At 33.5% G+C, this 13,606-nt stretch carries 16 protein-coding genes; 14 read left to right on the top strand and 2 right to left on the bottom strand.

What is annotated here, in order from left to right:
- Positions 1–180 (top strand): hypothetical protein (locus OEV82_RS11530; RefSeq protein ID WP_263061961.1); only part of this gene is annotated, 180 nt, incomplete at its 5' end.
- Here OEV82_RS11530 and OEV82_RS11525 read toward each other — a convergent pair.
- Positions 164–1,126 carry a COX15/CtaA family protein gene (locus tag OEV82_RS11525; RefSeq protein ID WP_173661568.1) on the bottom strand — a complete coding sequence of 321 codons (963 nt, stop codon included), beginning with the start codon at positions 1,124–1,126 and terminating at the stop codon, positions 164–166. The two genes, OEV82_RS11530 and OEV82_RS11525, sit on opposite strands and share 17 nt — an antisense overlap.
- A 383-nt stretch (positions 1,127–1,509) precedes the next feature.
- Here OEV82_RS11525 and cyoE point away from each other — a divergent pair, with 383 nt between their 5' ends.
- The 7 genes from cyoE (at position 1,510) to OEV82_RS11490 (ending at position 8,165) form a co-directional block, all read left to right on the top strand.
- Positions 1,510–2,412: a heme o synthase gene (gene cyoE, locus OEV82_RS11520; protein ID WP_263061962.1), complete on the top strand. Its 903-nt coding sequence runs from the start codon at positions 1,510–1,512 to the stop codon at positions 2,410–2,412.
- 147 nt (positions 2,413–2,559) lie between these two features.
- A complete protein-coding gene (gene coxB / locus OEV82_RS11515; protein WP_173661570.1) occupies positions 2,560–3,624 on the top strand; it encodes a cytochrome c oxidase subunit II in 1,065 nt (354 codons plus the stop codon).
- 27 nt (positions 3,625–3,651) lie between these two features.
- Positions 3,652–5,538 carry a cytochrome c oxidase subunit I gene (gene ctaD, locus OEV82_RS11510; RefSeq protein WP_173661572.1) on the top strand — a complete coding sequence of 629 codons (1,887 nt, stop codon included), beginning with the start codon at positions 3,652–3,654 and terminating at the stop codon, positions 5,536–5,538.
- Positions 5,535–6,167, top strand: coding sequence for a cytochrome c oxidase subunit 3 (locus tag OEV82_RS11505; protein ID WP_173661574.1), 633 nt, complete (start codon positions 5,535–5,537; stop codon positions 6,165–6,167). The genes ctaD and OEV82_RS11505 overlap by 4 nt, the downstream gene beginning before the upstream one ends.
- Positions 6,168–6,172: 5 nt before the next feature.
- Entirely contained in the window at positions 6,173–6,508 is a 336-nt protein-coding gene (gene ctaF, locus OEV82_RS11500; RefSeq protein ID WP_173661576.1) for a cytochrome c oxidase subunit IVB, read from the top strand.
- A 236-nt stretch (positions 6,509–6,744) separates the two neighbouring features.
- Entirely contained in the window at positions 6,745–7,647 is a 903-nt protein-coding gene (gene ctaG / locus OEV82_RS11495) for a cytochrome c oxidase assembly factor CtaG (RefSeq protein WP_173661578.1), read from the top strand.
- A gap of 53 nt (positions 7,648–7,700) precedes the next feature.
- Positions 7,701–8,165 carry a DUF420 domain-containing protein gene (locus OEV82_RS11490; protein ID WP_173661580.1) on the top strand — a complete coding sequence of 155 codons (465 nt, stop codon included), beginning with the start codon at positions 7,701–7,703 and terminating at the stop codon, positions 8,163–8,165.
- Between the two features lie 98 nt (positions 8,166–8,263).
- Here OEV82_RS11490 and OEV82_RS11485 read toward each other — a convergent pair whose 3' ends face one another.
- Entirely contained in the window at positions 8,264–8,647 is a 384-nt protein-coding gene (locus OEV82_RS11485; protein ID WP_173661583.1) for a YugN family protein, read from the bottom strand.
- Between the two features lie 463 nt (positions 8,648–9,110).
- Here OEV82_RS11485 and OEV82_RS11480 point away from each other — a divergent pair, with 463 nt between their 5' ends.
- From OEV82_RS11480 to OEV82_RS11455, 6 genes are all read left to right on the top strand, one after another.
- The gene (locus tag OEV82_RS11480) at positions 9,111–10,055 is read left to right on the top strand and encodes a CAP domain-containing protein (RefSeq protein WP_263061960.1); all 945 of its coding nucleotides are present in this window, start codon (positions 9,111–9,113) and stop codon (positions 10,053–10,055) included.
- A gap of 125 nt (positions 10,056–10,180) precedes the next feature.
- Positions 10,181–10,609: a YlbD family protein gene (locus OEV82_RS11475; protein ID WP_173661585.1), complete on the top strand. Its 429-nt coding sequence runs from the start codon at positions 10,181–10,183 to the stop codon at positions 10,607–10,609.
- A 15-nt stretch (positions 10,610–10,624) separates the two neighbouring features.
- Positions 10,625–10,858 carry a YlbE-like family protein gene (locus OEV82_RS11470; protein ID WP_173661587.1) on the top strand — a complete coding sequence of 78 codons (234 nt, stop codon included), beginning with the start codon at positions 10,625–10,627 and terminating at the stop codon, positions 10,856–10,858.
- 141 nt (positions 10,859–10,999) lie between these two features.
- On the top strand, positions 11,000–11,440 hold the full coding sequence (locus tag OEV82_RS11465; RefSeq protein ID WP_173661589.1) for a YlbF family regulator: 441 nt from the start codon (positions 11,000–11,002) through the stop codon (positions 11,438–11,440).
- A 33-nt stretch (positions 11,441–11,473) separates the two neighbouring features.
- Positions 11,474–11,749 (top strand): YlbG family protein, encoded by a 276-nt coding sequence (locus tag OEV82_RS11460; RefSeq protein WP_173661591.1) that lies wholly within the window; start codon positions 11,474–11,476, stop codon positions 11,747–11,749.
- Between the two features lie 138 nt (positions 11,750–11,887).
- Positions 11,888–13,285 (top strand): hypothetical protein, encoded by a 1,398-nt coding sequence (locus OEV82_RS11455; RefSeq protein ID WP_263061959.1) that lies wholly within the window; start codon positions 11,888–11,890, stop codon positions 13,283–13,285.
- Positions 13,286–13,606 lie beyond the last annotated feature (321 nt).

Genomic DNA, 13,606 nt, shown 5'->3' with positions numbered 1-13,606 from the left:
CTGGACATGGAAAAGACCATGTCCAGCCTAAATAAGATAAGAATCTTAGAAAATGATGAGCAAAAAAAGACAAATCCCAACTCAAATGAAGCATTTGAGTTGGGGTTTGTCGACAGTCTGAAATTAGGGGCTGAAAATCAGCCCCTAATTTTTATCGATATAATTATTTTTCCATCGTAATCGGATACATCTTTTTACTTTTATAGAATTTTTCGGCGTTTTCTTTATTCAATTTGCTTCTAGAGATAAGGAAAATGAAGTAACTTAATACGCCAAACAAAATTGAAATAAACAATGCATGAAAAAGAGCAATGATTAAATTTAGATTCGTAAAGACGACGAAAGCTCCAGATATGACTTGCAAGGTAATTAAAATAAAGGCAGTAATCCAACCGTAGTATATAATCGGTTCATTCTTATAATTTTTTATAGCTACATACATGACATAAAAAATCCATAAAAATAAGAGCCCTGCAGCAATACGATGCCCCATTTGAATCCACTCATACATATTGTTTGGTAATGACAAAATTCCACTTTGACAAAGCGGCCAACTGTTACATACCATGCTTGATTCTGTATGCCTAACTAATGCCCCTGTGTAAATTACAAAAAAACTGAATAACGCAATTCCTACGGTATGTAATGTCATTCGTTTGTCAATGACAAGTGTTTCAGCATTAAACTTTTTGTCAATTTCAAATACAAGTAAAGTCAGAAGAAAAACAGCAGCAAAAGAAATTAAGGAAACACCAAAATGAATAGCCAATATGAAGTCAGATTGGCGCCATATAACATTTGCTGCTCCTATTAAACTTTGTATCATAATAAAGCCAACGGCAGTAATTGATAAAAATTTTGTTTCCCTTATATAGCCAATATATTTCCAACAGGCGAAGGCAAAAATAGTAACAATAAGGGCAACAATACCTGTTACTACACGATGAGAAAGTTCAATCATCGTTTCGACAGTTAAATGAGTCGGAATGAACTGTCCATGACATAATGGCCATGACGCGCCACAACCATCACCTGAGTCCGTTTTTGTTACTAACGCTCCTCCCAATAAAAGCAAAAGCATTCCGAGTGTAGAAAAAACGGCTAAAATTTTTAATTTTTTAAGCAACAGATTTCACCTACTTGATAAGGAATATGGTCAATATCAAAAAAATTAACAAAGAATAAATAATCCAAAAATAAAAACAATTCCTATATTTATATTTTTAGCTGAAATTGGTAAAGAAGTAAAATGATAAACTATGAATTTTCAAAAAGTCACAAAATTGTCAAAAAAATCATCGGATTCATCCACAAAAATCTACTATTTATGTTTAAATATAAAATATAAGCGTATTTATTTAAACGTTTACATTGTGAGTGGAAAGCTTATCCAAAATTACTAATATCAAATAATAGAAATCTTTAACAGAATCGTTTATAGTATAAATGAAAGGCTTTCCTTTGATGAAAGGAGGCACTATCTTGGAAAGTAAAGCAATTAATAAAGACATTCATCAAGGAAAAGAAGATTTGAATAATGAGGATGTAAAAACATCTGTCTTTAAAGACTTTTTGGCATTAATTAAAATTGGTATCATTAATTCAAATATTATCACTGCCATAACGGGGATGTGGCTAGCGTTATTCTACAATGGTTTGAACTTTTTACCATATTTAGATAAAGTAATTTTTGCCACTATTGGTGTTTGGTTAGTCATAGCAGGTTCCTGTGCATTAAATAATTATATTGATATTGACATTGACACAAAAATGAAACGGACACAAAAACGTCCAACCGTTACCGGGAACTTTACACCAACATTTGCACTGACCATTGGTCTTTCCTTTGTTACGATTGGTTTATTATTTCTTTTCACGACATCAGTAACGGCAGGATTAGTGGGTGCTTTCGGATCATTTGTATATGTTGTGCTATATTCAATGTGGACTAAACGAAAATACACCATTAATACAGTTGTTGGTGCGTTCTCTGGAGCAGTACCTCCATTAATTGGTTGGGCAGCCATTGATCCAGATTTACACACCGTAGCCTGGGTATTATTTATTATAATGTTTATTTGGCAAATTCCTCACTTTTTAGCATTAGCAATGAAAAAGACAGATGATTATCGAACTGCAGGTATTCCGATGTTACCCGTCGTATATGGCAATGAGATTACGAAAAGACAAACGTTGGTATGGGTTGCGTGTTTATTACCATTACCAATCTTTTTAGTCGATTTAGGAATTGTTTTTGTTGCATTAGCTACAATGTTGAATATTGGTTGGTTAGTGTTAGGTTTTGTAAACTATAAGAAAGATGATATGAAATGGGCAACTAAAATGTTTGTCTATTCATTAAATTATTTAACGATATTATTTGTAAGTATGGTTATTGCTACACTAATATAAGGTTATAAATTTTCATATTAGCACTATATGCACAGTGTTAATATGAAAATTTTTGCATTAAATTTTTGTAAAATTTTAAAGAAATAATATAATATAAAGAGTGGAAAAACTCTGCTGTTTATATTTTACTAAAAGGGGAGATTCACAATGAAAAAATGGTGCCTTTTTTTATCGCTACTTATCGTTGCACTCATTCTAACAGCATGTGGAGAACCTTTCTTATCAACGATGAAACCAGCGGGTGAAGTGGCAGAAAAACAATTTGATTTACTTCTTTTGAGTACTGGGATCATGGTTTTAGTTGTAGTGGTTGTTGTCATCATTTATTTAATTGTTCTCATTCGTTTTAGAAGAAAAAGAGTGGGAGAAGACAAAATTCCAAAACAAATTGAAGGGAGTCATAAATTAGAATTTATTTGGACTGTTATCCCGATCGTTTTGCTACTAATTTTAGCCGTCCCTACATTACTTCAAACCTTTGAATTAGGGAATGTTTCCGGGAAAGAGAAGGTAGACAAAGACGGGAATCGTGAAAATCTAGTCGTAAATGTGAGGGCAAACTTATATTGGTGGGAGTTTGAATATCCTGATTTAGGGATTGTTACTTCACAAGATTTAGTCGTACCGACAGATGAACGAGTATATTTTAACTTGATCGCTTCTGATGTAAAGCATTCATTCTGGGTGCCAGCAGCTGGCGGTAAGATGGATACGAATACAGATAATGAAAATTATTTCTACTTACAATTTGACTCAGAAAAGGCAGATGAAGCAGGAAATCTTTTCTATGGAAAATGTGCTGAACTTTGTGGTCCATCCCATGCGTATATGGACTTTAAAGTAAAAGCAGTTCCAAGATCAGAGTTTGATGAATGGGTAAAAGCTATGCAAAACTTTGAAGAAACTGAACCTACAACAGCAGTAGCACAACAAGGAAAAGAAATTTTTGAGAATAGCTGTATAGGATGTCATGCTGTTACACCTGACAATTCAACACCTGCCAATGCAAGAATTGCACCGAACTTAGCTGATTTTGGTAATCGAACAACGGTTGCTGGAATACTCCCTTACACAAAAGAAAACATCAAAAAGTGGATTCAAAATCCTGGAGATATAAAACCAGGCAACTTAATGTATGACTCTGAGAATTTCTCTGATGAAGAATTAGATGCTTTAGCTGAATATTTAATGAGTTTAAAAGCACAAAACTAATACGAAAGTTAAAGGGAGGTTTGTAGCTTGAGTAGTATTGCAGTCAAAAAGGGGTTTGCATCCACTGTATGGGAATATCTGACAACAGTGGATCATAAAAAGATTGCACATTTGTATTTGGGAGCGGGTGGTTTCTTCTTCTTGCTCGGTGGGATTGAAGCGATGTTCATCCGAATTCAGTTGATGAAACCACAAAACAATTTTGTAAACGAACAATTGTTTAATGAAATTATGACTATGCACGGAACAACAATGATCTTCTTAGCAGCAATGCCGTTATTATTTGCATTTATGAATGCTGTTGTACCATTGCAAATCGGTGCTCGAGATGTTGCCTTTCCTTTTTTAAATGCTTTAGGTTTTTGGCTCTTTTTCTGGGGAGGAATCTTTTTAAACTTATCTTGGTTTTTAGGTGGAGCACCTGATGCCGGTTGGACTTCCTATGCATCCTTATCATTGCGATCAGAAGGACATGGGATTGACTTTTATACATTAGGTATTCAAATTTCAGGTTTCGGAACATTAATGTCCGGTATTAACTTCCTGGCAACAATCATTACGATGCGTGCACCAGGAATGTCATTTATGAGGATGCCTTTATTTACATGGACAACTTTTATTGCATCATCACTAATCTTAATGGCATTTCCACCATTAACCATTAGTATATTTTTCTTAATGTTTGACAGGCTATTCGGATCTGCCTTTTTTGATGTAACAATGGGTGGTAACACAATCATTTGGGAACACTTTTTCTGGATATTTGGACATCCGGAAGTATACATTTTAATACTGCCAGCCTTTGGTATATTTTCTGAGATTATTCCAACATTCTCAAGAAAACGATTATTTGGGTATTCATCGATGGTATTTGCAACGATCTTAATCGGATTTTTAGGTTTTATGGTTTGGGCTCACCATATGTTTACAACTGGATTAGGAAATGTAGCAAATGCGATTTTCGCTGTTGCGACAATGGCAATTGCAGTGCCTACGGGTATTAAAATCTTTAACTGGTTGTTTACGATGTGGGGAGGAAGTATTAAAATATCTGTTCCGATGCTTTATGCTTTAGGTTTTATACCATCCTTTGTTATGGGTGGCGTTACAGGGGTTATGCAAGCAGCAGCTCCATTAGATTATCAGCTACATGATACATACTTTATTGTAGCTCATTTCCACTATGTTATTATCGGCGGAGTTGTTTTTGCTATTTTAGCTGCAACACATTTTTATTGGCCAAAAATGTTTGGGAAGATGTTAAGTGAAAAGTTAGGATATGTTACATTTGCGTTTTTCTTCGTTGGATTCCATATGACATTTTTCGTTCAGCATTTTCTAGGTTTAATGGGAATGCCGCGAAGAGTAGCAACATTTTTACCTAATCAAGGTTTTGATTTGTATAACTTCATTAGTTCCATGGGTGCATTTTTCATGGCAATCGGTGTCATTGTATTATTAGTCAATGTAGTTGTCACAAGCCTGAAAAAGGAACGGGTTGGCAATGATCCATGGCAAGACGGTCGTACAATGGAATGGGCTTTATCCTCACCACCGGTTTATTATAACTTTAAACAAATTCCGTTAGTTCGAGGTCAAGATACATGGTGGATTGAAAAAATGGAAGGTAAGGATGAATTAACACCGTCTGAACCACTTCAAGATATTCATATGCCAAACAATTCAATAATTCCATTCTTTATCGCTTTAGGATTATTTATCGCCGCATTTGGTGCGATGTATAATCCACTAAACTCTGTTGGAGATGGCCATCCAATGGGAACCGTTGTCTTAATCTTAGGTCTTGCCTTAATGTTTGGTTCTATGTTAGTTCGTTCTATCCGTGATGATTTAGGATACTACATTCCAAAAGAGGATATAGAGAATGATGCGAAAGGAGGAAAAGTCTCATGAATTTACTAGATCAAAAATTTACACCACAAACATGGCCGGAACATCCGGAAACAGCGACGCATGAAGGGAAAAATAAATTTATCGGATTTTGGCTTTTCCTTGCAGGTGAGACCGTATTGTTCGCATCACTTTTTGCAACATATCTAGCATTAAAAGACTCGGTTCCTAACTCGGAACATGCGTTGGCTGCCGATATTTACAGCTTAGAACTTGTATTTATCATGACGGCTATTCTATTAACGAGTTCACTAACAAGTGTATATGCGATTTATCATATGAGAAACTATAATTTTAAACAAATGCAATTATGGTTTTTCATTACGGTCTTGTTAGGCGCTTCCTTTTTAGCTCTAGAAATCTATGAATTTAATCATTATGTGCATCATTATAATTTTACGTTCTCTAGCAGTGCTTTCAGTAGTGCTTATTATACCCTAGTTGGTACCCATGGTGCCCACGTTTGCTTTGGATTAGGGTGGATATTAGCACTGATCTTTAGAAACCAAAAAAGAGGACTGAACTTATATAATGCACCGAAATATTACGTTGCAAGTCTTTACTGGCACTTTATCGATGTTGTTTGGGTCTTCATCTTTACAGTAGTTTATTTAATGGGAATTTTGGGGTGAAGCAAATGGAAAATAACAATATGAATAATCATGAATTAAAGGCTCAGTATGAATATCGAAAAAGAAAAAGCGCCGAAGGAATGAAGAACCAATTTATTAGCTTTATATTAATGATCTTTCTAACTTTAGTTGCTTTTTTAGCAGTAGGATACGACGGGTTTCCGAAAACCTTCGTTATACCTATTATCTTGCTTCTAGCTTGTGTGCAAGTTATTTTTCAACTGTATTACTTCATGCATGCAAGTGAAAAAGGACATGGAATGGTAATGCTTTTTATGTATTCAGCTATATTTGTAGCATTCATTACTGTCCTTTGCTTTATGACCATTATATGGTGGTAATTATTTAACGTATAGATGAAGGGGCTGTCCAAAAAAGTCTCACCCTAGCAAGAAAGGTGAGACAATAAATAGGGGCGAGCCCCTTAACTTACTATAAAAAATGAAAAAAATTCGATATGTATTTTTCAATTATTAAGGTTTAATGACTACTGGTTAAAAAGTCAAAATGATGTCAAATCTATTTGTTTCGAAAAGATAGAAAAGTAGATATAATTATTCATATAAAGGGGTGCCTTATGTTTTACCAACTTGAGCAGTTTGGCTTTCGTGCTTTGTGGAGTCCATATTTATTCATATTTATTGTATTAGTTATTGGGGGGTTTTTCTACTTAGCGATAAAGAAACGTCATTTGTTTGAAGGGAACGAACCATTAACGAAAAAACAAGCAATATTATTTATCACGACAGCATTTCTTGTATACGTTTTAAAAGGTTCACCGATGGACTTGTTAAGTCATTTAATGTTTACGTTCCATATGATTCAAATGGCTTTTTTATTTCTGCTTGTTCCGCAACTATTGATTGCAAGTATTCCGGTTTGGATGTGGAAGAAACTCCTCACCTTACCTGTGATTAAACAGGCCTTTCGATTTTTTACAAAACCAATTATAGCGCTCGTCTTATTTAATGGTTTGTTCTCGTTTTATCATATTCCATTCATTTTTGATTTAGTCAAAACAAATTTCTGGTACCATAGTATCTATACGATTATATTATTTATTTTCGCCTTATTTATGTGGTGGCCATTATTAAATAAAGTGGAGAAAGCAAAGCTGCACGGCTTATGGAAGGTCGGTTATTTGTTTGCCAATAGTGTATTAATTACACCTGCATGTGCTTTAATAATTTTTAATAATCAACCCTTGTATGAAACATATACGAGTCTCCAAAGTTGGATCAATTCATTAACTTTATGTGTCCCACCGTCTGTTATGGCAGATTTGCAATTATCGGGACCAGAAATGTTTAGCTTTATGCCACCAATATATGATCAGCAAACAGGTGGTGTATTAATGAAAGTTTTACAGGAATTTATATATGGGGGAATTCTTTACCGGATATTACGTGAATGGTATCAAAAAGAAAAAGATGAGCCGATGCCAGTTCAGTTCCAAGATTATAGAAATATTAAATCATAGAAAATTTTATCTTACTGTTACATTTTAAAAAACTTACATAATGAGGGAAACAAATGGAAAAATTTTATTTCTGGCCAACATTGAGTACTTCTTTTATTGTCATTAGTGCAATTTTTGTTGCGATTGGTTGGTATTTTATAAAGCAAAAAAATATTAAGACACATAAAAGAATGATGCTATCTGCTGCTGTTTTTGCTGTATTATTTCTTACGATCTATTTAACTCGCACTATTTTTTACGGGAATACATCCTTTGGTGGTCCAGACAGCTTAAAACCGTTTTACCATACGTTTTTAATTTTTCATATTATACTAGCAACTGTTGGTGGTGTATTAGGACTTCGCACAATCTATTTAGGTTTAAAAGATTTATTGGTTAAGCACCGTAAATTAGGACCGGTTACAAGCATAGTATGGTTTTTTACCGCAATAACCGGAGTAGTTGTTTATATCTTGCTCTATGTTCTCTATCCAGGTGGCGAGACAACGTCTATGATAAAAGCAATATTTGGATTTTAATAAAGGCTGTTCATAAAAGGAAATCCTTCTATGAACAGCCTTAACTTTTTCGTACATTATTTTGCGAAAGTGAATGAGCTTCTGTCAACAATGAATTATTATTCCTCTACTTCTACTTCCTCTTTTTTAGCTAACGGTTTTATCTCAGTGTACAATGTGTCTAAAATTTTTTTACATTGACTAACGAGAGCCTTCGGAAAGTTCTCATCTTCTCCGTACTCAATGCCGTGTGGATAATAATGTTTACCTAAAATTGGAACTTTTAATTGGATTGTTGCATCCTGAGCACCTACATCCCCTTCGATGGCTTCGCCTTGAACTCTTAAATAGTAAACGTGTTCATGAAGAACGATTTTCCGATCATATGTAACTCTTTCATAATCCCATGTGCCAGCACGAATTAAACCATATTGTGGGAGTATATCATCTAACGTATTTAAATCTAAAATTAAAGATTCAATCCCGGTGTTTTCAATGTACATGATTTCCCCTCCAACTATATTTTCAAATGTCTCTATGAATTAATAATAGATGAAATTCGCCTATATTTCAACGAATAAACGGAATTTTCTTTTGATTATATAAATTCTAATTTTTAAAAAGAAAATATGTGGTACTTTTTCAAAGTGTTCTTTTACATATTCATATTTAATAAAGAAAAATTAAATGTTATAATGGAGTGAAAGAATTGTTAGGAGTATTCTATATCAACATATACAAAACAAGATCTTGTATATCTGTCAAATAAACGTTTAGAATACATTCTATTTATTAACGTTTTCTCATATATTTTTAATAGAAAAATCGAAGATACAGAAAGGAGGGGTTCCTCTGAAAAGCTTATTTCGCATTCTAGTTGTACTTACGATCATATTAGTAATCGGCATATCACTTAATGTGTTTCAAACGAAAGAGAAGATACTAATAAACGAATCGAAGGATATCGTGAAAGATGACAAATTGGATGTTGATGAGGATAGCCTTCCAGATGAAAACAAACGACCAACTGAAGGGATTTCAACTTATATCGGTCAAACGATTGACACCTTCCAAAAAAACTTTGGAAAACCTACTCGTATCGATCCTTCCTATTATGGATATTCCTGGTATATATATAATGACGAAGAACAGTATATGATGGTCGGTGTATTAAATCAGTCGATTGTTTCAATTGCGGTAGCCACACCAAATATTAATACAAGCCCTTTTGAAATTGGTGAAAATTTAGAATCTGTTTATCAAAAAGTGACGATGCAACCTGAGATTGAATTGAAAACAGAGGAAGGGATTTATCGCTTTGAATTATTTGAAGACGATTTAAATATTAATCCATTGATACCATTAGGTGATATTTATGCACAGTTATACTTTGACCAGTTTGAAGGGAACTTATTGTTTGTCCGTTTTATGGATGAAAGAACATTGGTAAAACATAGACCTTATGATATGACCTATCGTGGGGAATTAATCGAAGCTGGACCGGTAACAGATACGGAGTGGTCGCAAGCGGATGAAGCTACTGAAAAACAAATATTTGAATTAACGAATATTATTCGAAATGAATTCTCATTAAATGAATTAACCTGGGATGATACGATAAGAGATGTTGCCTATAATCATAGTCTAGATATGTTCGAAACAGAAACCTTTTCCCATGAATCTGAAAAATACGGCCAATTGGCGGATCGACTAGCAAGGCGGAACATATTTTTTGAATCAGCTGGTGAAAATATTGCTTACCAGTATACGGATAGTATTGCTGTTGTTAGTGGCTGGTTAAATAGTAAAGGTCACCGTGAAACATTATTAAGTAAAAAATTTACCCATATCGGTGTTGGAGTTTATAAAAAATATTATACGCAAAACTTTTTAGAAAAATCGTGGGAGTAAAAAGTCGGATGTACCGACTTTTTTTGTTTTTTAATGAATTATTGTCGTTCTCTTTATAGAAATTTTGTGCCTTTTTTGCATAACATTCATAGGCTATATATATGGAACGACGTGAGGTGAGGAAGATGTCTGGTAAAAAGGGGCGAAATGTGACTTTATTTAAACAATTTGTTAAACGACATCCGAAATTAATTATTGAAGTGAGACAAGGGAAAATGACTTGGCAACAACTTTATGAAGAATGGTATTTATTAGGTGAAGATGATCCATCGTGGAAAAAATATCGTTCGCAATCACATAGTGAAACAGACAAAAATACAAATTCCCAAACAACAGACGAAAATCATGTTCCCGAGGTTATCAAGCAAATTATGAATTACATTAAAAAAATGGATATGGACCAGGTCCAACAGTTTCTCGGTCAAATCAATGATGCTTTGGAAAATTTCCAAAAGTTTTTGGAAGAAAATTATAAAGCAAATCCGCATGAAACGACTGGATATAGAACTAAGCGAAGAAATTTTAAAAACCCGTTTTCTTTTCGAAAAGATTAAAGGAAGTGGTTATATTTGAGAAAAGATGTCTATAACTATATTGTAAGTAAAAAGGATTTGCAACATTTTTTGCGAGAACAGCCGATTTGGTATCAAGAGTTATCTAGACGTCCATGGAAATTAAAACAATTTGAACAAGCGGCAATGAAATATTACAAAAAAACAATTCCTGATCGAGTAGAAAAAGTGTCCATGGGGATGAATATTGCCTATATGATGCTTTCTATGCTAGAAAATATGAATCAGTAAACATAATAAAAACCTTTCAAGACTGTCCTATGGGCAGTCTTGAATTTCATACATAAAAATTACGATTATTCTGTAAACATTAGATTAACCATTCCCGATTTTTCGTATTTTATGTTATGATTAAAGGAGGAGGTGCAACGCATGCTTGCAACATTAGAAAGTGTACAAATTCTTGATACTGCTGAAAGAATTGCAAAAATGATTTTAAATAGTGATGTGGTCGAAAATTATCGTCAATGTTTATATAAAATGAAAACTAGTTCAGAAACACAAAAGAAAATTGAAAGGTTCACAAAATTAAAGGAACAATATGAGTATGTTCAACGATTTGGACGTTATCATCCAGATTATCAAACTATTATGAAAGAAACCCGTCTAGCAAAAAGAGAAATGGATATGGATGAAAATGTAGCCAATTTTAAACGTGCTGAAACAGAACTACAAAATTTACTTGATGAAATTAGTTTAATTATCGGTCGTTCGGTTTCAGAAAGTGTAAAAGTGGAGACTGGTAATCCATTTTTTGAAACGAAACATAAAGTTGGCTGTTCAACAGGTGGCAGTTGCGGATGTAGTGCATAGATCAATAATTGATATAGAAATAGGGGAAGATGTATGATAGGACAAAGACAAGGTATTATTGTATGGTTGTATTCTCTAAAGGCAGCCAAAAATTTAAAAAAATATGGGAACGTCCATTATATATCAAAACGTTTAAAATATGTTGTTTTATATTGTGATATGGACGAATGTGAGTCAATAATGGAAAAATTAAGTAGTTTTTCATATGTAAAAAGAGTTGAACCTTCCTATCGACCATTTTTAAAAACGGAATTTGAAAGTAAGAAAACAGACAAAACGGAAGAATATGATTATAAACTAGGTTTTTGATAAAAAGGGCTGTATAAAAACAGCCTTTTTTTGTGGCTTCAAGATTTAGTCAAAAAGTCTCGGTAGATTCGGTCATGATTCCCTGTTTATATATTGTATAATAGTAACATCATCGTGTTTTTTAGGGAGAAAGTGGAGATGCGTAAGTCCTTATGGTGGATTTTTCTCTTATGTAGCCTAATTTTTTCAGTTGTCATTTATTGGCAATGGACTGAATTTACAGTTGGTTCAACATATAGAGAAATAAATAATATTGAACAACAAATCGAGATTAAGCAACGTGCTGATCGGCTGCTGATATCACATACATTTTATAATGTAGATGGTGAAGACATTACCGTTCGTTATCCTAAATCGGCAACAAATTTTCGATGTGGAAACAAGCAAAGCCGCAAATGTCCTCAAACATTAAATATCGATCATGATAATGTTAATTTTCGATATGAAATTCAATTTGACGCTCATCAAAATACATCGATTTTGCAAGATTGGTATGTTACTTTAGAGAAAATGAAGACATCTTTGACAACGATTCATATTGCTGTTGATAAAGAAGTGTCAGGTACATGGATTACGGCAGCACCGTTAGTATACAATGAAGAATTGGATCATGTTCGATATTTTTCTTTTGTGAGCGAAGATGAGGAACATTTTCCATTAATTTGGCATAAAAAACCGCTCTCATATATGAATTATGATAAGAAAGTTTCTGTGTATCATGATGGAGAAATAGATAAGGATCAATTGTCATTTCTAAAAAAATTTACGAATGACAGTGATAAAAAATATCCAATCATTTTATTAACAGATCAAATGTCACCCCAATGGTTTCCTTCACTCGTCATTACGACAAAACATGAAAAAAAGCTTGAACAAGCCTGGACCGAACAATTTCTTCTAACCAATTTTTGGAATGGGGACGAAGAAGAACGATGGTTATTTGCATTATTAGCGACTTATATTACAAACATAAAACCGACAAGCGAGCTTCAACCTTATATAAAGGAATTGCAGGAAAATGTTTCAGACATTGAGAAGCAACAATTAATCAATAATATTTTAAGAACAAAAGGCTTTATAACAGCTGAGAAAATGGATGACTATTTAGGCAAGATAAAAAAGATGAAAACGTCTTTCTTTAAAAGATGCCTGTCAAATTTAGGAAAGCCTGAAGTAATGTACTTCACATTAGATAAACCGATTGTCTTACATGGTGAAACAGTATTAAATGAACCCGCTATTGTTTGGAATCATCATCTATATTTTCCGTTTGAACCAGTTGTAAAACAATTTGGTTTTAACTTTACACACATATCAAATCATGAATATTATTTAGCGAATGGTGTTGATATGTATCGTTTATATAGAAATCGCGATTTTTTTATTTTTAATGAAGAAAAATATGGATTTTTCCTAGATCAGTCCATTGACCCGATCATTGTAGTCGATGAAAAAATATATGTAACAGAAAAGGTATTTACTGACATTTTTCATTTTGGGGTAATACACTTATCAGATCAAGTGTATATTTACTAAGATGCATGTTTGAAGAGGGTGTCCATTGCGACACCCCTCCTTTTTTGGTTAACAATAATGGTATATAAAATCGCCCTAGCGATGTTTTGAAAGAATGAACATAAAAAAATCCCTGTAGAAAATCTACAGGGCTCCTTCAAACTCAAAAATGAGTGAAGGCAAAGGGAGAGGAGAAACCGGAGGAAGAACTTATGGGGAAACGTAAGTCTTCTCCGCGGTTGGCAACAACATCATCATCGTTTGTTTGATGTTGTCATTCTCATTATGACCAAATTTCGTCTACTTATACATTTTTTTCAAAAAAATTTGTCTTTCTTCGTG

It is taken from the genome of Pallidibacillus thermolactis (genome assembly GCF_025660415.1).
Taxonomy (GTDB): domain Bacteria; phylum Bacillota; class Bacilli; order Bacillales; family Caldibacillaceae; genus Pallidibacillus; species Pallidibacillus thermolactis.
This window is presented reverse-complemented; position numbering and strand designations above follow the sequence as displayed.